Annotated in this window: 28 protein-coding genes; 12 read left to right on the forward strand and 16 right to left on the reverse strand. The window is 61.7% G+C overall.

Features of this window, described 5'->3' with window-relative positions; all coding sequences use genetic code 11:
• Positions 1 to 163: 163 nt before the first annotated feature.
• From LB558_RS23695 to LB558_RS23715, 5 genes are all read left to right on the forward strand, one after another.
• Positions 164 to 1,339 (forward strand): ABC transporter ATP-binding protein, encoded by a 1,176-nt coding sequence (locus tag LB558_RS23695; protein WP_224699764.1) that lies wholly within the window; start codon positions 164 to 166, stop codon positions 1,337 to 1,339.
• On the forward strand, positions 1,336 to 2,166 hold the full coding sequence (locus LB558_RS23700; RefSeq protein ID WP_224699765.1) for a carbohydrate ABC transporter permease: 831 nt from the start codon (positions 1,336 to 1,338) through the stop codon (positions 2,164 to 2,166). The genes LB558_RS23695 and LB558_RS23700 overlap by 4 nt, the downstream gene beginning before the upstream one ends.
• A 95-nt stretch (positions 2,167 to 2,261) precedes the next feature.
• Positions 2,262 to 3,557: an extracellular solute-binding protein gene (locus LB558_RS23705; RefSeq protein WP_224699766.1), complete on the forward strand. Its 1,296-nt coding sequence runs from the start codon at positions 2,262 to 2,264 to the stop codon at positions 3,555 to 3,557.
• 113 nt (positions 3,558 to 3,670) lie between these two features.
• On the forward strand, positions 3,671 to 4,585 hold the full coding sequence (locus LB558_RS23710; protein ID WP_224699767.1) for a carbohydrate ABC transporter permease: 915 nt from the start codon (positions 3,671 to 3,673) through the stop codon (positions 4,583 to 4,585).
• Between the two features lie 60 nt (positions 4,586 to 4,645).
• Entirely contained in the window at positions 4,646 to 5,179 is a 534-nt protein-coding gene (locus LB558_RS23715) for a hypothetical protein (protein ID WP_224699768.1), read from the forward strand.
• 44 nt (positions 5,180 to 5,223) lie between these two features.
• Here the strand turns inward: LB558_RS23715 and LB558_RS23720 are convergent, their stop codons facing one another.
• The 10 genes from LB558_RS23720 to LB558_RS23765 all read right to left on the reverse strand — a co-directional run bounded on the left by LB558_RS23720 (position 5,224) and on the right by LB558_RS23765 (position 13,449).
• Positions 5,224 to 5,817, reverse strand: coding sequence for a hypothetical protein (locus LB558_RS23720; protein WP_224699769.1), 594 nt, complete (start codon positions 5,815 to 5,817; stop codon positions 5,224 to 5,226).
• Entirely contained in the window at positions 5,814 to 6,404 is a 591-nt protein-coding gene (locus tag LB558_RS23725) for a L,D-transpeptidase (RefSeq protein WP_224699770.1), read from the reverse strand. The genes LB558_RS23720 and LB558_RS23725 overlap by 4 nt, the downstream gene beginning before the upstream one ends.
• A complete protein-coding gene (locus tag LB558_RS23730) occupies positions 6,388 to 7,551 on the reverse strand; it encodes an AAA family ATPase (RefSeq protein WP_224699771.1) in 1,164 nt (387 codons plus the stop codon). Before LB558_RS23730 ends, LB558_RS23725 begins: the two co-directional genes overlap by 17 nt.
• The gene (locus LB558_RS23735) at positions 7,548 to 8,192 is read right to left on the reverse strand and encodes a TadE/TadG family type IV pilus assembly protein (protein ID WP_224699772.1); all 645 of its coding nucleotides are present in this window, start codon (positions 8,190 to 8,192) and stop codon (positions 7,548 to 7,550) included. Before LB558_RS23735 ends, LB558_RS23730 begins: the two co-directional genes overlap by 4 nt.
• A gap of 2 nt (positions 8,193 to 8,194) precedes the next feature.
• Entirely contained in the window at positions 8,195 to 8,761 is a 567-nt protein-coding gene (locus LB558_RS23740; protein WP_224699773.1) for a TadE/TadG family type IV pilus assembly protein, read from the reverse strand.
• A complete protein-coding gene (locus tag LB558_RS23745) occupies positions 8,758 to 10,278 on the reverse strand; it encodes a pilus assembly protein TadG-related protein (protein ID WP_224699774.1) in 1,521 nt (506 codons plus the stop codon). Before LB558_RS23745 ends, LB558_RS23740 begins: the two co-directional genes overlap by 4 nt.
• Before the next feature lie 74 nt (positions 10,279 to 10,352).
• On the reverse strand, positions 10,353 to 10,622 hold the full coding sequence (locus tag LB558_RS23750; RefSeq protein WP_224699775.1) for a hypothetical protein: 270 nt from the start codon (positions 10,620 to 10,622) through the stop codon (positions 10,353 to 10,355).
• A 4-nt stretch (positions 10,623 to 10,626) separates the two neighbouring features.
• Entirely contained in the window at positions 10,627 to 12,075 is a 1,449-nt protein-coding gene (locus tag LB558_RS23755; protein ID WP_224699776.1) for a type II and III secretion system protein family protein, read from the reverse strand.
• Positions 12,076 to 12,129: 54 nt separating this feature from the next.
• A complete protein-coding gene (cpaB, locus tag LB558_RS23760; protein WP_224699777.1) occupies positions 12,130 to 13,152 on the reverse strand; it encodes a Flp pilus assembly protein CpaB in 1,023 nt (340 codons plus the stop codon).
• 87 nt (positions 13,153 to 13,239) lie between these two features.
• The gene (locus LB558_RS23765; protein WP_224699778.1) at positions 13,240 to 13,449 is read right to left on the reverse strand and encodes a Flp family type IVb pilin; all 210 of its coding nucleotides are present in this window, start codon (positions 13,447 to 13,449) and stop codon (positions 13,240 to 13,242) included.
• A gap of 531 nt (positions 13,450 to 13,980) precedes the next feature.
• On the opposite strand from LB558_RS23765, the gene LB558_RS23770 reads away from it, so the two are divergent.
• Genes LB558_RS23770 through LB558_RS23790 form a run of 5 tightly spaced genes read left to right on the forward strand, consistent with a single transcriptional unit; the run spans position 13,981 to position 18,440 of the window.
• Positions 13,981 to 15,369 (forward strand): CpaF family protein, encoded by a 1,389-nt coding sequence (locus LB558_RS23770; RefSeq protein WP_224699779.1) that lies wholly within the window; start codon positions 13,981 to 13,983, stop codon positions 15,367 to 15,369.
• The gene (locus tag LB558_RS23775; RefSeq protein ID WP_224699780.1) at positions 15,369 to 16,340 is read left to right on the forward strand and encodes a type II secretion system F family protein; all 972 of its coding nucleotides are present in this window, start codon (positions 15,369 to 15,371) and stop codon (positions 16,338 to 16,340) included. Before LB558_RS23770 ends, LB558_RS23775 begins: the two co-directional genes overlap by 1 nt.
• Before the next feature lie 14 nt (positions 16,341 to 16,354).
• A complete protein-coding gene (locus LB558_RS23780) occupies positions 16,355 to 17,305 on the forward strand; it encodes a type II secretion system F family protein (RefSeq protein WP_224699876.1) in 951 nt (316 codons plus the stop codon).
• Positions 17,306 to 17,359: 54 nt separating this feature from the next.
• Positions 17,360 to 17,899, forward strand: coding sequence for a tetratricopeptide repeat protein (locus LB558_RS23785; RefSeq protein WP_224699781.1), 540 nt, complete (start codon positions 17,360 to 17,362; stop codon positions 17,897 to 17,899).
• A 1-nt stretch (position 17,900) separates the two neighbouring features.
• Entirely contained in the window at positions 17,901 to 18,440 is a 540-nt protein-coding gene (locus tag LB558_RS23790; RefSeq protein WP_224699782.1) for a prepilin peptidase, read from the forward strand.
• 183 nt (positions 18,441 to 18,623) lie between these two features.
• Here LB558_RS23790 and LB558_RS23795 read toward each other — a convergent pair whose 3' ends face one another.
• The 6 genes from LB558_RS23795 to LB558_RS23820 all read right to left on the reverse strand — a co-directional run bounded on the left by LB558_RS23795 (position 18,624) and on the right by LB558_RS23820 (position 25,273).
• The gene (locus LB558_RS23795; RefSeq protein ID WP_224699783.1) at positions 18,624 to 19,571 is read right to left on the reverse strand and encodes a nucleoside hydrolase; all 948 of its coding nucleotides are present in this window, start codon (positions 19,569 to 19,571) and stop codon (positions 18,624 to 18,626) included.
• The gene (locus LB558_RS23800; protein WP_224699784.1) at positions 19,568 to 20,581 is read right to left on the reverse strand and encodes a nucleoside hydrolase; all 1,014 of its coding nucleotides are present in this window, start codon (positions 20,579 to 20,581) and stop codon (positions 19,568 to 19,570) included. The genes LB558_RS23795 and LB558_RS23800 overlap by 4 nt, the downstream gene beginning before the upstream one ends.
• A gap of 11 nt (positions 20,582 to 20,592) precedes the next feature.
• Positions 20,593 to 21,579, reverse strand: coding sequence for an ABC transporter permease (locus tag LB558_RS23805; RefSeq protein ID WP_224699785.1), 987 nt, complete (start codon positions 21,577 to 21,579; stop codon positions 20,593 to 20,595).
• The gene (locus tag LB558_RS23810) at positions 21,567 to 22,607 is read right to left on the reverse strand and encodes an ABC transporter permease (protein ID WP_224699786.1); all 1,041 of its coding nucleotides are present in this window, start codon (positions 22,605 to 22,607) and stop codon (positions 21,567 to 21,569) included. Before LB558_RS23810 ends, LB558_RS23805 begins: the two co-directional genes overlap by 13 nt.
• Positions 22,604 to 24,133: an ABC transporter ATP-binding protein gene (locus tag LB558_RS23815; RefSeq protein ID WP_412033497.1), complete on the reverse strand. Its 1,530-nt coding sequence runs from the start codon at positions 24,131 to 24,133 to the stop codon at positions 22,604 to 22,606. The genes LB558_RS23810 and LB558_RS23815 overlap by 4 nt, the downstream gene beginning before the upstream one ends.
• 135 nt (positions 24,134 to 24,268) lie before the next feature.
• Positions 24,269 to 25,273, reverse strand: a complete 1,005-nt coding sequence (locus LB558_RS23820) for a BMP family lipoprotein (protein ID WP_224699788.1) — start codon at positions 25,271 to 25,273, stop codon at positions 24,269 to 24,271.
• Between the two features lie 254 nt (positions 25,274 to 25,527).
• On the opposite strand from LB558_RS23820, the gene LB558_RS23825 reads away from it, so the two are divergent.
• On the forward strand, positions 25,528 to 26,112 hold the full coding sequence (locus tag LB558_RS23825; protein WP_224699789.1) for an amino acid synthesis family protein: 585 nt from the start codon (positions 25,528 to 25,530) through the stop codon (positions 26,110 to 26,112).
• Positions 26,109 to 26,693, forward strand: coding sequence for an amino acid synthesis family protein (locus LB558_RS23830; protein WP_224699790.1), 585 nt, complete (start codon positions 26,109 to 26,111; stop codon positions 26,691 to 26,693). Before LB558_RS23825 ends, LB558_RS23830 begins: the two co-directional genes overlap by 4 nt.

Genomic DNA, 26,693 nt, shown 5'->3' on the forward strand with positions numbered 1-26,693 from the left:
CTTTAGCGGCTTGAGCCGGATCCTGATGCAGGCGCGCTCCATCCAAAAAAGTGAACACATATGATCATAAGGTAGGCTTTTAATGTTGTATTTTGTTCTCTAAGATGACCGTTCGCTCGACTTCGGCGCTCAGCCGGGTCAGACGGGTTCATGAGGAAAGTCTATGGCGTCTATCGAGCTCGACCGCGTTTCCAAGCTCTACGGCAATGGGAATTACGGGGTGCATGAGGTCGATCTCACCATTCCCGATGGTGAATTCGTGATCTTTCTCGGACCGTCGGGATGCGGCAAGTCGACGACGCTGCGGATGATTGCCGGCCTGGAGAGTATTTCCTCCGGCGATCTTCGCATCGGTGGCAAGAGCGTCGCCAATGTCGCGCCGCGCGACCGCAACGTCGCGGTGGTGTTCCAGAGCTACGCGCTCTATCCGCATATGTCGGTGCGGCAGAATATGGCCTTCGGGCTGAAGATGCGCGGCACCGACGCAGCGGTCATCGATGCCAAGATTGCGGACGCCGCTAACCTGCTCGGTCTGCAGAACCTTCTCGGCCGCAAGCCGGCAGCGCTTTCGGGCGGCCAGCGGCAGCGTGTCGCGCTCGGCCGGGCGATCGTTCGCGAACCGGCGGCCTTCCTGCTTGACGAGCCGCTCTCCAACCTCGACGCGCAGCTGCGTGCCGAAATGCGGCTCGAACTCGTCAAGCTGCACCGGCGCCTTGGCCGCACCATCGTCCATGTCACGCACGACCAGGTCGAGGCCATGACCATGGGCGATCGCATATGCATCATGCGTGATGGTCGCCTGGTCCAGGCCGGCCGGCCGCTTGAAGTCTATGCCGACCCGGTCAACACCTTCGTCGCGCGCTTCCTGGCGACGCCGCCGATGAACCTCATTCCGGCCACGCTTCAGGCCGCACCTGGCGAAGGGCTCTCCGTACTGACCGACAGTGGTGCCGTGCTTGCCGTCCCCGCCCGCCACCGCAACGCTTATGGCGAGCGTGTCGGGCGCCGTGTCATTCTGGGCGTGCGGGCCGAGGATTTCCACGAAAGCCCCGACAAGCCGGACTGGCAGAAGATTGCCGTACGGGTCGTGGCCGTCGAGGCTCTCGGCGCCGAGAACGTCCTGATTGGCCAGATCGCGGGTCAACCCACCGGCAAGGATGATGCGCGCCCGACCGGCGATGATAAGCCGTTGGAGATCGCCGCGCGCCTCAGCCGTTATTTCACGGCGCCCGTCGGCTCGATCGTCGAGCTCTACATCGACCCGCTGCCGATGCACCTCTTCGATCCCAAGACCGAACTGGTCATCGCGCGGCCGAGCCTCATGGGGGCCGCTCGATGACAAGCACGGACAGAAACGAGCGGCCTGCCTTTCGTCGCCGCTTCGGCCTGCATTTCGGGCTGATTGTCGTTTGCGCCATCGTGCTGCTGCCGCCGCTCTGGGTGCTCCGGACGAGCTTCGTGCCCGAGCAGCTATCCTACAGCAACGAGCTGATGCCAGCCTGTACGACGGACAATTATTCGGCGCTGCTGTCAGGTCGCTTCGGTCAGTCCTACCTCAACAGCTTGATCGTCGCGCTCGGCTCGGTTCTGCTCGCTTTGCCTTTTGCCGCCACCACCGGCTATGCCTTCGCCCGCTTCCGGACGGGCGGTCGTTGGGCGCGTTTTGCCGTTCTGGCGACGCAAATGCTGCCGCCCGTGGCGCTGGTGCTGCCGACCTTCACGCTATTCCGAAGCCTTGAGCTCAGCAATTCGCTGACCGGGCTGATAATCGTCTATGCCGCGCTCAACCTGCCTTTCCTGACCTGGATCCTGATGGGCTTCTTCGAAGGCATTCCGGTCGATCTGGAGTGGGCGGCGATGACCGACGGCGCGACCGCCTGGGGTGCCTTCTGGCGCATTGTGCTGCCGGTGTCGATGCCCGGTATCGCGGCCGCCGGCGTGCTCGGCTTCATCCTGGCGTGGAATGAGTTTTTGTTTGCCCTGGTTTTGAGCGGGCCCAAGACGGCGACCATACCGGTTGCGCTCGCCGCGTTGCAGACCTCGAACGGCGTCCAGATCGCCAAGGTTTCTGCCGGCGTCGTCCTTGCCATCCTGCCGCTGGTCGTGGCTTCCCGCTTCATCCAGCGTTTCATCGTCCAGGGCTTGACGTTCGGCAGCGTGAAATAGGCCGGCCGCTCCGAGAGCCGACATGGCTCGCTAGCCGGTTATGAAATCGTGGCGGGATCACCGCCACGTCCAGAGGGAAAGAGGAGTAGAGAGTTATGACTTGGAACAAGCAGACCTTGATCAAAATGCTGATGACGGCCGTGAGCGGGGCAGCTGTTGTCAGCGCATCGCTTCCGGCCAGGGCGGCTGAGCCCATCACCTTGCACGCCTTGATGGAGGACGTGCCGGAAACCAAGATCATCGAAGCGCTGTTGCCCGAATTCGAGAAGCAGACCGGCATCAAGGTCGAGTTCGAGAAGATCGGCTATCCCGACATGCACGACAAGCTGGTGTCGCAGCTGACCGCGTCGCAAACCTACTACAATGTGCTCGAGGTCGACTTCCTGTGGGCCGGCGAATTTCCGGCGGCCGGCTGGCTCGCCGATCTGAAACCCTTCGTTGAGAAATCCAAATACGATCTGAGCCCCTTCATTCCCTCGACGCTTGACCTGCTTGGCCGAACCAAGGACCAGCTGTTCCTGGTGCCCATGTACAACTACTCGATGGGCCTCCTCTACCGGACCGACCTGATCGGCGACGAGAAGCTCAAGGCCGCCTACAAGACGGCAACCGGCAAAGAGCTCGCTTTGCCGACGACGCTCGAAGATTATGTGGCGATTTCCAAATTCATGAAGGCCAATGCCGGCGTCGCCGGAGCCGCGATGCAGGGCCAGCGCGGCGATCCCAACAGCATGGAATTCTCCAATTACCTGTTCTCCGCCGGCGGCAGCTATCTCAATGCCGACGGCAAGGCGAGCCTCGACACGGCAGAGGCCAAGAAGGCGCTCGATCTCTATGTCGACAACATCCAGCATGGCGCCCAGCAGGGTGCTGTATCGGCGACGCTCGATGACACCATGCGCCTGATGTGCAGCGGTTCCGCCTTCAGCATGGTCACCTATTGGTGGATGCTGCCGCAGATGGACGATGCCGTGAAGTGTCCGACGGTCGCCGGCAAGGTCGGCCTGTCGGTGATGCCGGGTGGCCATGGCGAAAGCGGCGGTTGGGGCTGGGGCATTCCCAAGAACACGTCGTCGGAAGAGCAGGAAGCCGCCTGGACCTTCATCCAGTGGGTGCAGAGCAAGGAGGTTTCGGTGAAGCGCGCGCTCGAGGGCCACGCGCCCGTGCGCAGCGATGTCTATGCCGATGCGGCGGTGCTGGCGAAATATCCTTTCTACAAGACCGCCGAGGATGTGGTGGCGACCGGCAAGTCGTTCCCGATCTTCACCTATTCGGCGCAATACGAGGACCTGCTCGGTACCCAGCTCTCGCTGGCGGCTGGCGGCCAGGCGACTTCGGAGGCGGCGCTGAAGGCGGCTTCCGACGGCCTGCAGGGGCTCCTCGACAAATAACGGTCCGGCTCGGCAAGGAGATCCGGCGCGGCGGTGTCAGCCGCGCCGGATCTTGACCAGACCCCGGATCTTGACGAGATCAGCAACGCCACCCCGACCAAGGCTCGGCCACGATGCACAATGCGATCAAAAAAGGATGGGCTGCCCGTGGCCGCGAGTGGCGAACCGGCTGGGCCTTTGCCTTGCCCGGCCTGTTGCTGCTGGCGATCGTGATGGGCTTTCCGCTGGCCTATGCCTGCATCCTCTCGATCTCCTCGATGACCCTGATCAAGCCGCAGCTTCTGCCGCTTGTCGGGTTCAAGAATTTCGCCTCGATGATCGGCGATGAGCTGTTCTGGAACGCGCTCTGGCTCACCGTGCGCTATTCGGCTGTGACGGTGGTCGGCGAGTTCGTGATCGGGCTCGGCATTGCCCTGATGCTCAACCGGACGGTCCGGATGAAGCCGGTCTATTTCGCGGTTCTGACCATTCCCATGGCGATGTCGCCGATCAGCGTCGCCTTGATCTGGCGCATGCTGCTCCAGCCCAATCTCGGCATCGCCAATCATCTCATGGAGACATCAGGCCTGCCGCGCCTCGACTGGCTAGGCACGCCAGGCATGGCGCTCTGGACGATGGCGGCGATCGACATCTGGCAGCAAATGTCCTTCGTCGTGCTGATCCTCGCCGCGGGGCTCGCCGCTTTGCCGCGCGATCCCTATGAGGCGGCTGAAGTGGATGGCGCGCGCGGCTGGCAGCAATTCGTCTACATCACGCTGCCGATGCTTCGGCCGGTCGCGGCTATCACCGTCATCATCCAGCTGATCAACGAGTTCCGGACCTACGATCTGCCCTATGTCCTGACCAAGGGCGGGCCGGGCAACGCGACCGAAGTGCTGAGCTTCTTTGCCTATCGCCGCGCCTTTCTCGGCCTTTCGCTCAACGAAGGCGCGGCAGCCGCGTTCGTGCTGCTGCTGATCGTCCTTCTGCTCACCGTGATCTTCTTCGCCGTCCTCGAACGCTCGCAATCGGCAGAGGGCAGGAAGTAGGGCTGTTAAGCCTTGAGCAATCTATGCGGTCTATCCTGGCTTGCAGATTGTCGAGGGAACATGAAACGCCAGCCGCTTCTGCTTTTCGCCTTTCCGTTTCTCATTCTGGCGGTCCTGGCAGGGGAGCGCATGGCGACCTTGTTGCTGGGCACCTATCCAGCCAGCCCCACCGCATGGTGGCTATGGCTTGAACTGCGCCCCTTGTCGGCGATGTTCTGGCAGCAGGTCGATGTCTATCTGGGCAGCTCCATGGCTCTCGACGCCGCCATCCTTGCCGCCGCATCGATCGTCTGCTGGATGGCGTGCCACGCCAAGCGGTCTGCTTTCGTCTTCCTCGCCAACCATGTCGCCCTGATTTTCGCCGGGCTGATGATCGCGGTCGGCAGCCATTCGGAAACGGCGAGCACGATCGCCGCATTCACCTCGCCCAGCGGTTTTCCATTCACGCTGACGGTTGATTTCACCTTGAAGAACAGCCTGGTGCTGCTTTTGGGCATCGTGGCCTGTGCCTACTGCCACATCGCCTTCCTCACCGAGGCGCGGGAGCGGTCCGTGCGGGCCATCCGTATCCTGGCGTTGCAGCGCGATCTCTAGACCGTTCGTCACTTACACCCTGCACGATCCAGGCTCTGCCGGGTCTAGTTGATCCGGCGGTAATAGACCTTGCCGTCGGGCTGCTGGATGCGCTGGTAGTTGGAACTTGGCGGGGGGGGCGAGGCCGATGCGATTCTCCTCCTGGGTGCGGGCGCTTCGATGACGCCGGGTTCGCTCGCGCTCTCGCCGTCGAGGGCTTCGGGCGCCTGCGCCAGCGTGCTGGTGGCGATCTCGGACGGTTCTTCCGCACCCGGCATGGCCTCGCCGCCGGCGACCGGCGCATTCTGCCCCAACCGCGCAATGCTGGCATCGATCTCGTTGAAGCTGCCTTGCAACTGGCTGTCCAGTTTCTCGAACCGGCTCTGGAAGCCGTTGTTGACCGTGTCGAGCCGGGCCGCGATCCGCTGCTCGAACGCGCCGAGCTGCTCCAGCCGCGCCTCGACGAAACGCAGGTCGCTCATGCCCCGATAGAGATAGACCGCGGCCGCCATGTTGATGCCGGTGATCAAAAGCGCGCCACCGGCGACGATGACGCCGATCGTCTTTGCCTTGCTGGGCTTCTCGGTGGCAGCCGGTTCGCGCTGTTCCTGGTTTCCGATATCGATCGCCGGCATGTCCGGTTCGCTGATCATCGTCATTGGACCACCACCTTTGCGCCGACCGCGACGCGTTTGAAAAGATCGATCACATCCGTGTTGGTGAGACGAAAACAGCCCGATGTGCCGTCGAAGCCGACACCCGACGGGTCGTTGGTGCCGTGTATGCGGTAGAGCGTGTCGCGCCCGTCCCGCGACAGGTAGAGCGCCCTTGCGCCGAGCGGATTGTAGGGGCCGGCGGGCACCATTTTCGGCAGCTCCGGCTGGCGGGCGCGCATTTCCTGCGGCGGCCGCCACTCCGGCCATTCGGTCTTCGCCCCGACCTTGACGGTGCCGGTCCAGCCGAACCCGTCGCGCCCGACGCTGATCTGATAGCGCAGCGCCTGGCCCTGGCGGGTCACCAGGTAAAGCGCCTTCTCGTTCTTGCGGATGATGATCGTGCCCGGCTGCTCGGCGGTTGCGAAGGCAACGGCCTTGCGCAGGCTGGGCCCCATCGCCGGCAGCGGCGGCCGCTCCGAAAGCGCCGACCGCGCCTCGGCGAAATCGTGGACGGACAGCGCCAGCGCCATGCCGAGCACGCAGGCGCCGGCGAGCTTTGGGGCGATCCGATATTTATCGGGCAGCGTCATCGAGCCGCTCTTTGAACATCCGCTTCAGATCCTTGTTGAAGCGCGCCCGCCCATCCACTTCCGATGGCGGGATGGCCCTGTTCAGCGCATCGGTCAGAAGCGCGTTGTCGAGCGCGACCGACTTGATGTGCGGCGCCTTGAAGATCTTCTCGAGCTCGCTGCGCGAAAAATGGTTCCCGAACCATTTGCGCTTGTGCTTGTTGGCGACCAGCGTGATCGAGACCGCATTGCCGCGCAGCTCGCGGATCTTCTTGTAGAGCCGCTTGCCTTGCCGCAGCGACGCGACATTGAGCTCGAAGACGATGAAGATCTCGTCGCTCGTCGACAGCACGGAATTGTGCCAGGGCGTTTCGAGATTGGGCAGGTCGATGACGATGTCGTCGAAGCGGTAGGCGACGAGGTCGAGCAGCCGGAAGACGAAATCGCTGCCATGCGGCTCGAAGGGCAACTGCGGCCTCTCGAACGCGTAAAGAGTGAGGCCGGACGGGCGCGACAGCTTGATAACGTCCATCAGCTCGACATCGAGCCGCTCCGGCTGGCCGATGATGCCGGCAAGGTCGAACTGGTTGAACAGATTGAGATAGGCGCCGCAATTGGCGCTCTGGAAGTCGAGATCGACGAGACAGGTGGAAGCCCCGCGTTCGGCCGATTTCGAGGCCAGGAATTCGGCCGCCGACAGCGCCAGCGTCGTCGCGCCCGCGCCGCCGCTGGCGCTGATGAAGGTGATGATCCGGCTCTTCGTTCCCTGGTTGCCGGTGTCGTGGAAGGTCACCGCATTGAGCAGCTCCTTGCCGTCGAGCGGCTTGTGCAGCCAGTCCGAGGCATTCATGCGCACCAGCACGCGCGTCTGCTCCGAACTCAGCTCGTCGGAAACCGCGATCAGCGGCACGCTGGCCCACAGCGCGCGCGCCTCGACGATGCCGGGCCTGCCGAGCAGCTCGCCATCGCCGAGATCGAGGATGACGATGCCCGGGCGTGTGTCCGCCGGCGGCCCCTTGATGAAGTCGCTCGTCTCGGAAACCCTGACGTCATAGATCGCCAGGGCATCGAGCCGCGTCGCCACATCGCGCTTGAAATTCGCATCCGACGAAAACAGCGCCACCTGCTTGCGCTTGGTCGGCGTAACCTTGGTGTTGATGGCATTCATGACGCAGTACTCTTCATGTCTTCGCCCGTCACCGTGCTCAGCATAGAGGGCATGGCGATATTGTTGAAACCCATCAGTCCTTTCAGGAAGAAGAACTGGAAGGTCAGGTTTTGTAAGCTGACGCCGATTGTCGGCACTGTTCCACTCAGTCTGGTCTGGAATCCCAACCCGCTGGCCGTGTAGCTGATAATGATGTTGGAGCGGCGCAACCCGGGGAAAAAGTGGCACATCCCGGGCCGTTGATTTGCCGCTAGCGCGGGGCAGACGTCATCATTGGTGACAGCTGTATCCCCACGGAAAATGCGGCTGAAGTTCTTTGCTGACCAAACCCCTGCAACACAGTATGACCCCGTGCAACTGCAGGTCGATGTAGCGCCGTTGCAGACGTAGGCAAAGGCTCCCGCTGCAATAGGAGCGCCTGGTGTCGCGATAGGGCCGGCTGTTGAAATCTGAGGCGCGATCGGATCGGAGATCGACGCCAACCTGGCGCCGATCTGTACAGCCTTGGTCGCCGCGTTCCATTGGTAGAAGCCATAGCCGAAATCGACGAACCCGAAAACAAGCGCAAACAGCAGCGACGAGACGATGGTCATTTCCACCATCGCCGCGCCGTCCTCCGATCTTGCAAAACGCCTGATCATGTTCAGAACCGGATCAACCGCTCCTCGTGAGAGCCATGCAGCGTGATCGGCCCAATGCCGATGATCGATAGCATCCCGACACCGGTATACGGGTAGGAGCCGGCCGCTCGGACGATACAGACCTGTGCCGTGGTGGAACGATATTTGGTGACGCCAGATTCCACGGCATCATGGCAAGAGCCGGAAGCAGCGATGGTCACCGTCGCATTGTTCGATGTTCCACCTGATTTCTGCCAGCCGCTGACGCGCGGAACATCTGGAACGCCTGACACTCCCACGACCGCCTTCCCGAACACCGCGATGTTGCTTGCAATATCAGCGCAATTAATGGCTGCCAGGCCCGCATCGGTATACATCTGGCTGTTGCAGCGAGCAGCGTAGCGAGCTCCGTCCGAGAGACCGGCCTCCATCAGCAGCTTGTCATGGATCAGATTGCCGAATTCAAATACGCCTGCGGAAAGAAACAGCATCAGCGGCGTGATCAGGGTCATCTCGACGAGCACCGCACCGCGATGGTCATCTCGAAATCTGTTTAGTTGGCGAAACAGCGTTTTGATCATGGCTGTCATCGGTAGAGCTGCGCTTCATCGCGCAGGAAATTGTCGAGCGTGCCGCGGCCGCCTTTGCCGGTAATGTCGACCAGCTCGACATAGATTTCTTTGCCATCCTTGATCGGCTCAGTAATGAAGAAGCTGCCGAACGCTCTGACCGGGACGTTGTCGACGTTGCCGTTGAGCGCAAGCTTGCTGCAATCCAGAATAGCGCCGTAGAGAATCCGCCGATCAGGAATCGCAATCGGAGTCTGATTGCATAATGGGAGTCCGGTATCGCCGGAGGTCGACTGATCTCCGATCATCCCGTGATCGACTTCGTACCTGTAGATGTCATATCGAGTCGCCGCCTCTGTACCTGTTGCGGTAAATCCGCCATCTATCGGAAATGGCCTCGAAGTAGTGGTACTGCCCGGAACACGATGGTTGGCGGTCCAATAGCCACTAGGGTTCCAGTTTCCATCTCCAAGCATGCCTGCGTCAGCTGGGTGAGCAGGATCAAGGGGTGTGCAATTGTTCGGATAGCACCCATCACGCGGCAGCCCTGTCGTGCCCTGCGCCGCCGTATTGTAGGTGATTGACTTAACGGTCTTGTCCGTGTTGCAAGTCACGTTTTTAACGCCCATTCGCACGTTCTGGGCTGGCGGATCAGATGTGACATAAGTACTCGTTAGGCCAAAACGAGCATTCAATCCGTTTTCCACTGGTCCCTTGTTTTGACCTGGCTTTGTGTTGACGCCGTTTTGAGAATAGCAGGATACAGGCTTAATCTTGGCGAGACTGTCTTTCAGGGCAGGGGCGCCATTGCCTGCGGGCGATTCCAGGAAGGAAAAGTTGCCAGGGCCGTAGAATTTGTCGCCACGCAGGATTAATTGCCGCCGACGCTGAGCTCGGCTTTTGGCGGCCTGCTCCAACGTGAGGCCGCCGGCCGCTTCGGTCTTCTCGTATGGGTTGCAGATGAAAACAGGCGTGTAATCGCAAACCGAAGTTGAAAAGCCCGCGACAGCGTTACCGCTAACATTGAACGAGTTGTTCGCGGCATTCCCGGTCAGGAAAGATGCTGGGAAGATCGCCGCAAAACCCACCGGCGTAACCTTCACCTCAACAAACCGAGCGGCCTTGGCGTCGGTGACTTCATCTGTAATCACATCGCTAATCGGCCTGGCATCACCTGCCACCTCATTGGATTTACCCGGGTTGAGCGTGGGGGGAATCGACCGGAGGTAACGTCTTGTAACGCCGGCAGCCGCAAGTGTCTGCGGCGGTCCTGATGTCGAGAACGTATATTGATTGGCTACCAACGTGGCTAAGGCATGATCGCCTCGCGTGATGCTGTCCGATTGTCCGTCAAGTTCGGCAGCCGCAGCAAGCGCCAGCGCATCGGCCCCCTTCTGCAAATCATTGTGCAGATTGTTGACCCGGCTCATATCGATCGCCAATAGCGAAAAACCGATGAGCGCCGGCAGTGTGACGCTGACGAGGATCAGCGCTATTCCCCTCTGATCGTGCCAGAACGCGCGAATGGTCCGCAGCATGGCCTTACTCTTTGCTCCCTTGCCAGGTTTCCTCGTATTGCCTGGCGGACTGAAACCGCATCCTTCTGTTCAATTCACCGCGTGGTCGGTGTGCCAACATTGACTGTGATGGCCGGTGGCGGCGGTGGTGGCGGTGGATATTTGTATCCTTGAGCAACGGCGGCGGCGCGCGCGCCGTCGCCTTCGATCCTGGTATTCCTTGAGTTCGGATTGAGCGGGTCGACCGTCTGCAGCATCGAATTGAATTTCTGCGTGTCGCCGGCAGCCAGCGTCACTGAATCGTAGTGGTTGAGATAGTCCGCGGCGCAGCCCGTCAGCAGGCCAGTGCCCAGAATAAGGATCAAGGCGCTATTTCTTGACATAGAGCATCTTGTCCTTCGATTTGAAGTCGAGCATGTGGCCATAGGGGCCGGTGACGCCGTCGCCCGTTTCGTATTTTCGGATCATGTCCTTGTTCACCTCGAGCTGGCCGAGCACGAAGAATTCCGGATCGTTGGCGGGTCGGGTCTTGTCGAACGGTGTCGCCAACTGCTCGCCAGGCTTCACCGGCCGCACGATGTGCGGCGTGACGATCACGACGAGCTCGGTCTCTTCCTTCTGGTTGCTCGAATTTCGAAACAGAGTCCCGATCACAGGCACCTGGCCGAGCCACGGCACCTGGTTCTGAAGCTTTGTGGTCTTGCTGGACAGAAGCCCGCCGACGGCGAAGCTCTGGCCATCGCGTAACTCGACCACGGTGTCGAGTTTGCGGTTGGTGAAGATCGGGTCGCCGGCGGTGGTGAAGCCGGTCAGGTCGCTCACCTCCGGCGCAAGCTTCATATGGATCTTGTCGTCGGCCAGCACGACCGGGGTGAATTGTAGATTGACGCCGAACTGCTTGTACTCGATCTGGACCTGCCCGTTGGCGTCGACGCTGCGGATCGGGACCTGGCCACCGGCATTGAAGCTGGCCGGTTCGCCGGAAAGCGTGGTCAGGTTCGGCTCGGCCAGCGTACGCACGACGCCCTTGGCTTCCAGCGCCTCGATGATCAAATCTACCTTGATATTGCTGTCGATCACGCGGGTGATCAGTGCAGCAAACGGATTGGTATTCGAAAGGAGGCCGCTGACAAGGTCGCCCGCTCCGAGTTCGGCCCCGTCTTTGTCGACAGTGGCAATGCCGGTCCCGACCCGGGTTGTTCCGCTGCTGTTGGTGCTCTTGATCGACACGCCGAGATCACGACCGGCATTGCGCTTGGCCTCCAACACGCGCACTTCCAGATTGACCTGCTGGCTGTCATCGACAGTAACGGAATTGATGATGGCGTCGGGACCATATTGCTGCGCCACTTGCATGATGGCCTCCAGCGTGGCGCCATCCTTGACGTGGCCGCCGAGCCTGACTTTGCCGTTGATCGAGCCGATTTCGATGCGGGACCTGGGCGCCACCTGGCGGATTGCCGTCGCCATGTCGCTGACATCGACGCCGACCTCGATCTGGAGGGCGCCGAGCGAGCGCTTGTCCGTCGAGAACAGATTGACCGTGGTGGTGCCGGCGCCCTTGCCGATGACGTAGAGCGTGCGATCGGTCATCGGCTGTGCATCGGCGATCTTCTCGTCGCCGACGACGATATCGCCAAGATTGGCGCTGACCTGGACCGTAACCGATTGCGACATTGGCAGGAAGATACGATGGACGCTGGGGGTCGACACGTCGATGAAACGGTCGGCCGCATCGGCCGCCAGGCCGGACAGCAACAGCGTCGCCAGACAGGGCAACACGGCCGCCGCCGCCATCCTCAACCAAGACCCCTGCATCCCCGTCTCCCCAAATACTGCCGGTGGCAGCCCCGTTTTATTAGCTGCACCTTATCATGGTTGTCGCGGCACGTCATATGTCTCGAGCTTCACACCTCGAAAAACGCCGATCGTCGCCCGCGCCGGTGGCTCCGGCTGCACGTATTTGACCACTTCCTTGGTCGCCGGTGCCGCGACAGGAACCGGTTTAGCCCGGCCCAGTTCGTCGAGACGGCTTCCCACTTTTTCCACGGCCTGTGTCAACCCGGCAATCTTGTCTTCGGCGCGCTTGCGCTCGGCGGCAGCCTCCGCTTCCGCCGCTGCCTTCTTGTCGAGCTCCGCCTGTCTGGCGGCGACATCGGCCGGCGTTTCGCCGGTCAGGTCGGAAAGCGTCACCCGCTCTGTCGTCTCGCCCTTGCTGGCGGCGGCCTGGCGAAGCGCCAGCGACAATTGGCCGGCGCCGGCGGCCAGGGTCAGCTTCTGCGCATCCTTGGTGCTGGCCTCAAGTGTCACCGATTTGACGACCGTCGGGCTGTCCTTGCTTTCGTCGGCGACCTGGTCGACGGCAAGCACCTTCATGCTCTGCAGCAGCACATCGACAAAACTTTTGTCCGCGCCGTCGTCGCCGCGCACCGTTCGGGTCAGCAGCACATCGACGCGGTCACCCGGGAAGACGAAGCCGGCGACGCCGAGCACATCATTCACCCGGATGGACACGGCCTTCATGCCCTCGCCGAGCACCGCCGAAAGCGTGGCGCGCTGGCCGGGGCCGGTGATTTTGGTGGCGAGGATCGGTTCGTTGACACCAATCGCCTGCAACGCCTGCTTCGAGCCCTCACCGGCTAACGCTTCTTTTGTGGTCTTGAAGGCCCCTGTAGGAATTGCGCCTGCTGGCCATGCGATCTCGCGGAGCTTGTCTGATGTCAACGTGTCGCCGAACTTCAGCGCCACCGTAGCCACCACGACCGTATCGCGTAGGACATCGTTCGTCTGCGCCATCGCGTTGCGTTGATTTGCCAGCCAGATGTTGGCGAGCACCACCGCAAGTACGCCGAACACGCCGGCCAGGACGATCATGATGAGTGTGTTTGCGCGCATTTCCCGCTGCCCCCGCAGCTGTGGTTACTTTTCGATCAAAGTAAGTCAGGCCCGGACAATATGCCCCGGCCTGACAAGGCTATCTACTTAGGTAGGCGTAACGCAGGTTACGCCGTTGCCGGCTGTATTCAGTGTGTCGCAGAGATTGCCCCACGTTCCCGTGATCCAGCCCGCAACCACGACGATAGTCGCGATGGTGGCAGCAGCGATCAGACCGAGAAGGATCGTGTATTCGACCATGGCAGCGCCGTTTTCATCGTCGCGGAACTGCCGGGTCATCGTCATGAGCTTCTTCATGTCAATTTCTCCCTTTGGAGGTTGGAACCCGACGAGACAGAGCAAGAGATGAAATCCATACCCAAGCATCCCCCGTCATCTCGATCCTAGGTCCCGAGAAAACGCAGAGTCAAACGAGATTAAGGGTTCCTTAACTTTCATGTACATGATTCGGCAAGAATATTACAGCCGTGAATTTTCACAACAGCTTGATTCCTTTCATTTTTCAAGCGCCTTAACCATTCGTTCACAATTTGGCCCTGGATGTGGCGAGAATGAGGAAGCATTAGCGACAGAGCATATTCCTTTATATCTAATGGCTTAGCTGCCTATGCCGGGCGGTTTTGTCCCGGGAAATTGGATGATCCCGGAAAGCGATACCAACGCTCGGATGAGAACCGGCAGCCACATCAAATAAGCGCGTTACTACAGCCCTCCGATCTTAACTATGTAGAAAGTATTGCAGGGAAGCCGGCCACTTGGGCGCTTGTGCCTCCCGTGGTTAACAGTTAGTTTCCGCTAAATAAGGAGCTACGGGGAGTATAGGCGATTATGCTGGGGCGGTTCATCAAAGGGCCAAGTGAGTCGAAGGTCGGGGCAAAAGCCGAACCGCTCGCAACGCTGGCTGTTGTTCCCGCACTCTCTCCGTCAGCTGAGATCGAAGCGCATGGTGACGATTTCCTGACGATCAAGGTTGAGTTGCATCGCCACCTGATCGACCGGTTCAACCTGACCGCACTTGAAAATGCCTCCAAGGATGAGATCTTGAATGAGATCCGTCCCATCGTGCGCGAGTTCGTACGAAATCGAACCGTGCCGCTGAATGCCCGCGAACTCGATCAACTGACCAGCGACACCGCCGACGAGATGCTGGGTCTCGGGCCGATCGAACCGCTGCTCAAGGACGATTCCATCACCGACATCATGATCAATACGCATGAGCGGGTCTTCATCGAGCGGCGCGGCATGATCGAGGAAACCTCGATCCGCTTCCGCGACGAGGCGCATCTATTGCGCGTCATCAACAAGATCGTGTCGAATATCGGCCGGCGTGTCGATGAATCGTCGCCGATGGTCGATGCCCGACTGGACGACGGTTCGCGCGTCAACATCGCGGTGCGGCCGGTCTCGGTCGACGGCCCTCTCGTGTCGATCCGCAAATTCTCCAAGAATCCCTATTCGCTCGAACGCCTGATGGCGTTCAATTCGATCCGGCCGCCGATGATCGAGTTGCTGCGGATCGCCGTCCAGGCGCGCAAGTCGATCCTGGTTTCGGGCGGCACCGGCAGCGGCAAGACCACCTTGCTCAATGCTCTGTCGAGCTACATTCCTTCGAAAGAGCGGCTGATCACCATTGAGGATGCGGCCGAGCTGCAACTGCAGCAGCCGCACGTCGGCCGGCTGGAGACGCGCCCGCCCAATGTCGAGGGGCGGGGCGAGGTGCGCCAGCGCGAATTGCTGAAGAACGCTCTGCGCATGAGGCCGGACCGCATCATCGTCGGCGAGGTTCGCGGCGAGGAAGCCTTCGACATGCTGCAGGCGATGAACACCGGCCATGAAGGCTCGATGACAACAATCCACGCCAACACGCCGCGCGATGCGATCTCGCGGCTGGAGCAGATGGTCGGTATGGCCGGCATGCCGATGAGCCACGATTCCATTCGGGCGCAGATTGCGTCGGCCATCGACATCATCGTCCAGACGCAGCGTCTGTCCGACGGCGGCAGGCGCGTGACGTCCATTTCGGAAATCACCGGCATGGAGGGCAATATCGTGCAGCTGCAGGAAATCTACCATTTCGTCAGGCGCGATGTTGCCGCGGATGGAGCAATCATAGGTGATTTCCGCGCCACCGGCGTGCGCCCACGCTTTGCGCCTGAGGCCGCCACACAGGGCCTTCATTTCGCCAAGGACGCCTTCAATCCGCAGGCGACTATGTAATGCCGACGGGACAGTCGCTCCTCTATTTCATCTACGTGGTTGCGGCCGCCTCCGTCATTCTTGCCGCCGAGGCCTTCTACCTTTCGCTGGCCAGCCGGCGCTCGCGCCGGGTTGCGGTCAATCATCGACTGCGCAGGCTTGCCGATGAATCGCCTGCGGAACAGACATTGCAAAGCCTGCTGCGCGAACGGGGCCTGACCGATTCAGGCGACTTCATCTCCGGCTTTGTCCGGCTGAACCGACTCTACACTCAATCCGGTATCACCGGAAATCCGATGACCTTCGCGGCTTGCTTCCTCCTCGCCGGCCTGGCGGTAGCGTTACTTCTTTGGGTTCTGATAGGTCTCTCGGCACTGGCGGCGCTCCTCGTCTTCCTAGCGGTGGGCTTTGTCCTGCCGCTTCTCGTCCTGCGTCGTGCCGGCAAAAAGCGAATCTTGAAATTCGCCAGGCAATTGCCCGACGCGCTCGACATGATCGTCCGTTCTCTCCGCGCCGGTCATCCGGCGACAGTTGCGATCGGCCTCGTTGGTCGCGAAATGGCTGACCCGCTCGGCACGGAGTTCGGCATCGTCGCCGACGAGATCACTTTCGGGCTCAGTATAGAGCAGGCGGTGCGAAAACTGTCGGAGCGGGTCGGCTTCGAGGGTTTGCATCTGCTGTCGGTATCGCTCTCGATTCAGGCCAAGACCGGCGGCAACCTCACCGAGATCCTCTCGAACCTCTCGTCCGTGCTGCGCGAAAGGCAGAAACTGAGATTGAAGATCAGGGCGCTTACGGCCGAGGGCCGCTTGTCCGCATGGATCCTGTCGCTGTTTCCTGTCGTCATGTTTGCGATTCTGATGCTCATCTCGCCCTCCTATTATGGCAAGGTTTGGGACAGCCCGTTGATCTTCCCGGTGTTCCTGTCGTTCGGGATATGGGCGCTGCTCGGCGACTACATCATGTACCGCATGGTCTCTTTCGATTTCTAGGAGCAACCTTGAGCCTGTTTTCGAACTTGAACGACCTGACCCTTCTCGTCTCCCTCACCGTTTTTGCGGCGGCGGTCGCGATGTTCCTGTTCGCCGCGCTGGTATTCCTGCCTGCGATGCAGACGCGCAGGCTGGTGACGGATAGTCTTGTCGGAGACGGGCGCGTGGATCGCCGCTCGATCCTGGGACAGGACCGTCTCGCCAGGGCCGCGGCGCAAAAGCCAGTAGAAGCCTACTTCAGGTCGATGGAGAAGGAGCGCAACGAGCCGGACGCCCTTGAGGCGAAGCTCTTTCGCGCCGGCTTTTATCACACGAGTGCCCCCCTTATCTACACGCTTTGCCGGCTAGGGGCCGTCGCCATAGGCTTTCTGCTTATGTATGCCCTCCTGTCGAAGGTATTGCCGCCGAAATTGCCAAGCTTTGTAGCTTTCGGCGGTGCGGGCCTGATCGCTCTCGGCTGCATCGTTATCCCAAGCATCATGCTCGACCGCTTTGAGAATGCTCAGAAGCAGCTCTATCGCCGCGCCTTCCCCGATTTCATGGACATGATGATCACTTGTGCCGATGCCGGCATGAGCCTTGAGGCGGCAGTCGAACGGGTCAGCCAGGAACTGGCGGGCACCCATAAATGGCTGGGCATCCAACTCTCGATCATGAATCTGCAACTGCGTGCCGGCAAGACGCTTCGCGAGGCGTTGCGCGAACTGGCCGACCGGATCGGCCTTGATGAGGCGAAGGCATTGGCAGTGCTGTTTCGGCAGTCTGAGGAACTCGGCACCAGCTTGACCGACGCGTTGCGCGTCTACAGCGCCGAGATGCGCGGCCAGCGGGTCCTGCAGGCGGAAGAGCGTGCCAACGCCTTGCCCGTCAAGATGATGATTCCGTTGGGCCTCTGCATCTTCCCGGTCGTGATGATGGTCATCATGTTGCCGGTGATCATCCGCATGAGGGGCATTTTCTTCTAGTTTGGTATATCATTTGCGCCTAATGTGAGTCGGGGAACCCCAGGGGACACATCTATGAAGAGGGTTATCGCGGCCGCGGCCTGTCTGCTCATGGCGGTGCTTGCCGGCTGCCAGACGGACGCCACCGACGGGGTCGTTCGCACCAACGAGCCGTCGAAAGGCGACATAACGTCTTTTGGCGATGCTTTCGACGGGCTGAAAACGGTCAGCGACGTCGAGTATTACGCCTCGGACCAGGCCGTTGCCGAAGCCAAGAACCAGTTCCGTGCCGAGAATTACGGCAATGCCGGCGCGCTGTTCTTCAAGGCGACGCAACTGGCGCCCAATGATGGTAACGCCTGGATGGGGCTGGCCGCCTGCACCGACCGGATCCACCGCTTCGACCTTTCCGACAAGGCCTATGCCAGGGCCTTCAGGCTGGTTGGCGCGACGCCCGAATATTACAACAATGTCGGCTATTCCTACCTGCTGCGCGGTAAGCTGCAGGATGCCCGCTCGAACTTCCTCAAGGCTTACGAACTGGCGCCCAACGACCCGACCGTCGCCAACAATCTGAAGCTTTTGTCGTCAAGCGTGCAGAACGTCGAGCGCTAGCATGCTGCTCGTCGAAGCCCTGCTGCTGAAGGCGCTCGCAATCCCCCTGCTGGCCAGGATTGCCTGGCTCGACTTCACCACCCAGAGGATTTCCAATCGCGACGTGCTGCTGCTGCTCTGCCTGGGCGCTGGGGGCCTGCTGTTGCTGTCGCTCCAATCCGGCTCGTGGTGGGACATGGGACTGAGCGCCGGTGCAGGGCTTCTGTTGTTCGTCGCGTTCTTGCCCTTCTGGGTCTTGCGCAAGATCGGCGCCGGCGATGTCAAGCTGATAGCAGTCGTGCCCTTCTTGATCAGCGGCAGCGCTCTCGCGGTGTTTTCGGTGCTGCTGCTGGTTTTCGCACTGGCCACCGCGGCGATCGTGAAAAACCCCTTCCTGCTGCCCGCGGGTGCTTTTCGGCTCATCGTCCAGCATCTGGACCGCAAAGGCGTGGTGCCGTTCGGCGTCCCGATCTCACTGGCCGCGATCTGTACGCTGGCGTTCCTGATCTACAGGAGTTTGATGGTCGCGAGCAGTTCTGGGATCCTCAATCAGCTCAACTGACCTCGACAACTCGCGCGGCTGAATTTGTCGCGCGGGAGACTGACGGAGCATCAAACGAAACCCGCCGATGCGGCGGGTCATTGGCGCAAGTCTGCACCATAGCCAAAAATGTACCATAGCTGAGTGCAGGGAGTCAAGAAAAAATTCCTATCGGGAAACGCTGCCTTCGTCGCGGCGCTCCGTTCAGTCCCGCAGCAGATCGAACATCAGCTTGAAGAAGCGGTCCGCGTCGACCTCATATGCGATGCGGGCATTGTCCGTTTCGCCGCGCTCGCCCCAGTAATCGGCGATGGTCGCGCCGAAGGCGTAGGTGCCGGACAGATCGACGCCGATATGGGCGGGGCGCGTGCGCACCAATGTCGGGTCGATGGCCAGCGCCAGCGCCAAGGGATCGTGCATGGCGCCGCCAACGCCCATCGAGTTGCGGTGCAGCTTCTCGTAGAACAGCAGCCAGTCGTTGACGAGCCGGCCGAGCGGCGTGTCGATGGTGGCCAGTTCGGCATATTGCGGCGCTTCGATCAGCACCTGCATGGTGACGTCGAGGCCGACCATCAGGATCGGCACGCCGCTGTCCAGAACGATCTTCAGCGCTTCGGGGTCGCAGAACGCATTGAACTCGGTCGGCGTGATGATCTCGCTCTTGCGGTAGAACACGCCGCCCATCCAGATCAGCTCCTTGATCTTGGGCAGTACGTCGCGATGCTTGAGGATCATCAGGCCGATATTGCTGAGCGGGCCGGTGGCAACGACCAGGATCGGCTCGGGCGCCGCGCGCAGCCTGTCGGCCAGGAAATCGACGGCATGCCGGTCGACCGGCTTGATCGTCGCCTGCGGCAGGTAGGGCGAGCCCTCGAGGCCGCTCGGGCCATCGGCGGTGCCGAGCACCAGCGGGCGCGCCAGCGGACGGTGACAGCCCTGCGCGACAGGCACGTCGCCGGCGCCGATATACTCCAGGATGCGCAAGGCATTGGCGGTCGTCTTCTCGACCTCCGCATTGCCGCAGGTCGTGGTGACGCCGAGTAGCTCGATGGCCGGCGAGCGATGCGCCATGACCAGCGCGATGGCGTCGTCGTGGCCGGGGTCGCAGTCGAACAGGATAGGAGTTGGCTTGGTCATCATGTCGTCTTTCACGCCGCCCGCTCGTAGCGCGCTATGGTTTTCTTGAAGCCGTCGAGGAAACGCCGGCCGTCCAGGCCGGTGCAGATGCGGGTGGTTTTGGGCCCGCCGCCGGGCAGCAATTGCCGGCCGCGATAGGCGACGGTCTGGCCGCGCGCCAGCCTGCCGTCGAGCACGACGTCGGCGAACAGCGGCTCGGTCATCGTCGCCAGGCCAGGATCGAAAGCCAGCGCCACGGTGATCACGTCGTCCATCGGGAACCCGACGAGGTCGAAGAATTCGCGCCAGATGTCGATGTAGATCGGGAAGCTGTCGGCGATCATCTCCAGGACGGGATTGTCCCTCGCGACGGCCTGCATGTCGGCGATGTCGTCGCGTGTCAGCATCGAATCGGCGACGCGGTTGTCCTCGCAGATGTCGAGCGGCACGAGGATCTTCTCGACATCGGCGTTGAGCACGATGCGCGAAGCCTCCGGATCGGCCCAGATGTTGTACTCCGACAAAGGCGTGATGTTGCCCGGCGTCTGGAAATTGCCGCCGAGCACGATCAGCCGCTTCAGTGCACCGGTCAATCCCGGCTCCTGCAACAGCGCCATCGCCGCGTTGGTCAGCGGGCCGGTCGTCACCAGCGTGATCTCGCCCGGATTGGCCATGACCGTGCCGATGATGAAATCGACCGCATGTCCCGTCGTGGCCTGCCGCACCGGCGTCGGCGCCGGCGGGTTGAACTTCTTCAGGCGATCGCCGAAACGGGCGACAAGCCGTTTTTCGAAATGCACCGGCGCCTCCATGTCGGCCTTGGCGTTGCCGACGATCGGCCGCCACGCGCCGGCGTGAACCGGGATATCGTCACGCCCGGCGAGCGTCAGCGTGTTGAGGACGACGTTGGTGACTTGCTCGATCGGGCCGGCCGCACCGGTCACGGTGGTCACGCCTTCCAGCCGCAGCTTCGGATCGACCGCCGCAAACAGCACGGCGAGAATATCGTCGCCGGCCGAATCCACGTCGAGGATTATGCGTTCCATAGAGGCTTCCTTCACTGGGGATTTTTGCCGCCGGGCTCGGCGTTCTTGTCTACCGACAGCAGTTTGCGCATCGTTACCAGCGTCTCCGCGATGACCCTTGGACGCGCCCGGTAGGACAGCGCGAACAATGCGATCAGCGCGACGACATAGGGGACGGTGAGAACCAGGTAGGACGGATAGCCGAACGTCTGCAGGCGCAGCGAAAAGGCATCGGCGAAGCCGAACAGCAGGCAACCGGCCAGCACCTTCAGCGGATCGCCGTTGGAAAAGATCAGGATCGCCACCGCCATGAAACCACGGCCCGACGACATGTTTTCGGTGAACATGGTGATGTAGCCGAGTGACAAATGAGCGCCGGCGAGGCCCGCCAGCAATCCGCAAAGCAGCGATGCGATGTAGCGGACGCGGGTGATCGAGATGCCAAGCGCCTCGGCGGCTTCCGGCTTTTCGCCGACGACGCGGATATAGAGGCCGAGCCGCGTGCGGTTGTAGCACAGAACCAGCAGCGGCACGGCGATGAAGGCGGCATAGACGAGCGGCGTGAAGCCGGAGATCAGCGGCGCCCATGAGCCGAGAAGGTCGCGCGCGCCGGGCAGCTGGACTTTCGGCAGGCCGACGATGCCGTGACCGACGATCGAACCGCGTGTGCCGAAGATCGCTTTCATCAGCGAGATCGTCATGCCGCCGGCCAGGATGTTGAGCGCCAGCCCGACGACCACTTCATTGGCCTTGAAGCTCACCACCAGGACAGCAAAAACCAGGGCGAAGACGAGCGCCGCCGCGACGCCGCAGGCGACGCCCGCGAGTGCGGACCCTGTCCAGATCGAACCAAGGACGGCGAAGAAGGCGCCGACCAGCATCTGCCCCTCGAGGCCGATGTTGAAGATGCCGGCCTTGGTGGTGAACGAGCCGCCAAGCGCGACCAGGAGGATGGGCGCGGTGGTGCGAAGCGTCGCCGCGATCAGCGCGACGTTGATGAGCTTGTCTAGAATTTCCATCGCCGCTCCCCTGCCTGGCTGTCGCCGCGCTTTCTGACCAGGACCTGGGCCGAGACGCTGAGGATGATCAGCGCCTGGATCACGGTGATGATCTCGCGCGACGCGCTGGTATCGACCTCGAGCAGCAGCGATCCGTTGCGCAGGGCGCCGAAGAACAGTGCGGTGAAGATGGTGGCGACCGGCGAGCCGTTGGCAAGCAGGGCGGCGATCAGCCCGTCGAAGCCGAAACCGGGAGCAAATCCTTCCATGAAACGGTGATGGACGCCGAGCGTCTCGACACCACCGGCCAGCCCGCCGACGGCTCCTGAAAGGAGCAGGACCAGGAAACCCTGCCGTTTCACGTCGACGCCGCCATATTCGGCGAATTTCGGCGCCGAACCGACCATCGTGACGCCGTAACCCCATTTGGTGTAGCGGAACACAAGGGCCGCGCCGACCGCCAGCACCAGGCCAATGACCAGGCCCCAGTTCAACCGCGAGAAGCTGAAGATCTCCGGCAGATAGGATGTCGCCAGGATCGGCGGCGTCTCCGACCAGCCGCCCGGCCGCTTGAACAGGAAGATGGTGAAATAGGACGTCAGCAGCACCGCCACGTAATTCGACAGGATCGTCGAGACGACCTCGTTGGTGTTGTAGCGGGCGCGGAAGTAGGCGGGGATGGCGACCCAGGCCGCGCCTGCCACGACCGCCAGCGCCAGTGCTGCCAGCGTGTGAATGCCCGCGGGCAGGGGCATGGCAAAGCCGACCCACGCGGCGGCGAAGCCGCCGAGGAACAGCTGGCCCTCGATGCCGACGTTGAACATGCCGCCGCGCAAGCCGATGCAGGCAGCGACACCGCAGATCAGGATCGGCGTCGTCTGCAGCAAGGTTCCGGCGATCTTCTCCTGATCGCCGAAGGCGCCGCGCAACAGTGTCATGAACACCCGCACCGGGCTTTCGCCGACCATGAGGATAATGATCGCGCCCATCACCAGTGCCACGCCGATGGCGATGACCTGGCCGGAAACGGCACGCAAATGGTCTTTCATGATGCGGTCTCCGCAGCGAACTCCGGCGCGGCCACGCCTGCCATCATCATGCCGATGCGCTCCTCGTCGGCATCATCGCCGGCGACCTCACCCATGATCCGCCCGTTGAACATCACCAGGATGCGGTCGGCAAGGGCGGCCAGTTCGTCGAGCTGCACGGAAATCAGCAGGATCGCGCGGCCAGCGGCGCGCTGTCGCATGATCTCGTCATGAATGGCCTCCTGGGCGCCGATGTCGACGCCGCGCGTCGGCTGGTCGATCAGCAGGAAATCGGCGCCATTGGTGAATTCGCGTGCCAGAACGACCTTCTGGATGTTTCCGCCCGAAAGTCGCTTGACCGCATCGCTCGGTCCCCGCGCACGAATGTCGAAGCTCTTGATCAGCGTTTCGGCGCTTTGATTTATGGCATTCCAGTTGAGTATGCCGCCGCGGCTCCATGGTGCGCGATGCTGGCGGCCCATCAGGGTGTTGGCCGCTATCGAAGCGTTGCGATCGACCCCGCGCACCATGCGGTCGCCTGGAACATGGGCGAGGCCTGCCTGGCGGATCGCGGCGGGGGAGAGAGCGGTGAGATTCTGGCCCTTCAGCCACGCCCCGCCATGGCTTGCCGGCCGCAAGCCCGAAAGCACTTCCGCCAGCTCCGTCTGTCCATTGCCGGCCACACCCGCGATCCCCACCACTTCGCCGGAGCGGACCGTGAAACTGGCATCGCGAAGGGCCGGCAGCAGGCGATCGTCGCGCGCCCACAGATCCTTTACTTCGAGGACCACGTCGCCGTGCAGCGACGCGCGCGGCCGGCGGTCGAAGCTGACCTCTCGGCCGACCATCATGTGCACCAACTCGTCCTTGCTGAGCTCGGCCGTCGGCCGGGTCGCCACCTTCTTGCCGTTGCGCAGCACCGTCACCGTGTCAGACACTTCCATCACTTCTTCCAGGTGATGCGAAATGAAGATCACCGTCATGCCTTCGGCCACGAAGCTGCGCAGCGTCTGGAACAGCTCACGGCTCTCCTGCGGCGTCAGCACCGCGGTCGGTTCATCGAGGATGATGGTGCGCGCGCCGCGCACCAGGACCTTCAGGATTTCGATGCGTTGTTCTATGCCGACCGAGAGCAGCCCGACGCGCTCGGTCGGATCGACTTGCAGGCCGAAGCGCTTCGACAGGTCACGCGTGCGCGTAATTTGTGCGGCGTGGTCGATCAGCCCATGGCGACGGATTTCCATACCGAGAAAGACGTTGTCGGCAACCGAGAGCGAGGGAACCAGCTTGAAATGCTGGTGAACCATGCCGAGGCCGGCCTTTATCGCCACGGACGGGTCGGCGATCACGATCTCTTCACCGTTCAGCCGGATCGAGCCTTCGTCCGGTTGCAAGAGGCCGAACAGGATGTTCATCAGCGTCGTCTTGCCGGCACCGTTCTCGCCGATGATGGCGTGGATCTCGCCGCGGCGGACCGCAAGGTCGATGCCGTCATTGGCGACGAATGCGCCAAAACGCTTGGTGATGCCAGTCAACTCGACGGCCATCGCGGCATTGCTGTGGAGGGTCGGCGACCCCGGCGTGTTCGACAACGTGGCTCTCGCAGATTGGACATGATCCGCCGCGGCAAGCCGCGGCGGATCAGTGTAGCGCTTTCTTGGGAGGGAGGCGCTGTTGTTGGCTTACTTCGCCTTGGCGATCACGATCTTGCCGTCGACGATGCCTTTTTTTATCTCATCGAGCTTGGCGGTCATCTCTGCCGGGATCTTGGCGGCGACGTCATCGCAGACCTTGACCTCGACACCGCCCGAGGCAAGGTCGAAAGTGCGGGTGCCGGCGGTGATCTTGCGGCCCTCGACCTCGTCCTTGATCAGCGTATAGACGGCGATGTCGCCGCGCTTCAGCATGCTGGCGAGCACATTTCCCGGCGCCGAGCCGCACATGTCGATGTCGACGCCGATCGAATATTTGTCGACCGCGGCACTTGCCTGCATCACGCCTTCACCCGTCGGGCCGGCGACGTTATAGACAATGTCGGAGCCTTGGCCGTAAAGCGCCTGGGCAAGCTCGCTGCCCTTGGCCGGATCGTCGAAGGTGCCGGCGAAGACGGAGTTCACCTTGACGTCGGGCGCGGCATATTTGGCGCCTTGCTCGTAGCCGCCCAGGAAGTTGCGGATCACCGGGATATCGCGGCCGCCGACAAAGCCGATCGCCTTGCCGTCGCCGATCTTGTCGAAGGCGGTGCCCTTGGCTTCGATCATGCCGGCAAGCGCGCCGGCGACGAAGGATCCCTGCTCCTCGGCGAAATTGGCGTAGATCATCTTGGGGTTGTCGAGGACGCCATCGATGAACACGAAGCGCTGGTCAGGATATTCGGCGCTGACCTTTTGCAGCGAGTCCACCAGTTCCCAGCCCATCACGAAGATGAGGTCGTACTGTTTGCCCTTGGCAAGATTCTCGAACTGCTGCTGGTAGTCGAGCGCGCGATTGCCGGTGTCGACCAGCTTGAGGTCGATGCCGAAATCGGTCTTGGCCTTGTTGAGGCCGTTGACGATCGAAACGCCAAAACCCTGTGCAAAATATCCCGAGATGGCGGCCACGGAAACCTTGTTCTGTGCGGCGGCCGGTCCGAACGAAATGGCAAGCATCGTGCCGGCCAGAAATAAACTCTTGAGCGCCCTTTTCATGTCATTCCCCTTCAGCTTTTTTCAGCTTTTGAAGCCACGCTTTGACCATCCCCCATGTATCGCCGGGACAATGGCGATTTCGTTGATGGTCATATGAGTTTAGGAGCGGCTTAACAGGCTGTCAATCGTCATCCGATTCAGTTTTCTTGGCTCCTCGCCCTCTTGCTCGACGTCTGCGCTTGACAAATGTCAATGGGCATAATTGTTGATACTCTAACGAGTTTTTATGAACGACGGGATGAAGGAAGCGAACAATGCCGGCTGTGGTGGTCAGGAAATTTCTGGTTCAGGTCGAAGAGATATTCCATGAGGGCGGACCCCACGCGGCACGCCCGCTCAAGCGAGGCGCGGTCGTCGCGGTCATCGCCAACCCTTTTGCCGGACGTTATGTCGAAGAGATCACCGGCTTCATGGAAGACCTGAAGCCGCTCGGTCTCGATATGGCTCGGCGCCTGATCGACACCATTGGTGAAGGCGGCCAGGCCATCGAAGGTTACGGCAAGGGTGCCATCGTCGGTGCCGCCGGCGAGCTTGAACATGGCGCGCTCTGGCACAATCCGGGCGGCTACGCGATGCGCGAACTGCTCGGCAATGCCAAGGCGATCGTGCCTTCGACCAAGAAGGTCGGCGGCCCCGGAACGCGCATCGATATCCCGATCACGCACATAAACGCCTCCTATGTGCGCAGCCATTTCGATGCGATCGAGATCGGCATTGCCGATGCGCCGCGCGGCGACGAAATGGCAGTCATTCTGGCGATGACCACCGGCGCACGCGTCCATGCACGGGTCGGCGGCCTTGCCGCCGCCGACATCAAGGGCGAGGACGGATTGCGATGAACCCGGAAATCCGCCGTATCATCACCATCGTCGAGGAAACCCGGATCGAAGGCGGGCGCCCCGTCGATCCGCCGACGCGGCGTGCCGCAGCCGTCGCGGTGATCCGCAATCCCTATGCGGGCACTTACGTAGAGGACCTGTCGGCGCTGAGCGCCATCGGCGAAGTGTTGGGCGAAATCTTGCCCAGGCGCGCCGTTGCTGCTCTGGGCATTGCCGGCGACTTGGTCGAGAGCTTCGGCAAGGCGGCCGCCGTCGGCGCCGATGGCGAGCTCGAACATGCCGCCGCCATCCTTCATCCAAAGCTCGGTGCCCCGTTCCGCGATGTGCTTGGCAGGGGTGCCGCGCTCATTCCTTCATCGAAGAAGCGCGGCGGCCTCGGCGTGCCGCTCGACATTCCGCTCGGTCACAAGGATGCTGCGCGGGTGCGCAGCCATTTCGACGGCATGGAGGTTCGTGTTCCCGACGCACCGCGTGCTGACGAGATCGTCGTCGCTATCGCAGTCACCGATTCCGGCAGGCCGCACCCGCGCGTCGGCGGGCTGACCAAGGACAAGATTGTCGGGATTGACGGCGTCGGCTGA

It is taken from the genome of Mesorhizobium sp. CO1-1-8 (assembly GCF_020164875.1).
Lineage (GTDB): Bacteria > Pseudomonadota > Alphaproteobacteria > Rhizobiales > Rhizobiaceae > Mesorhizobium.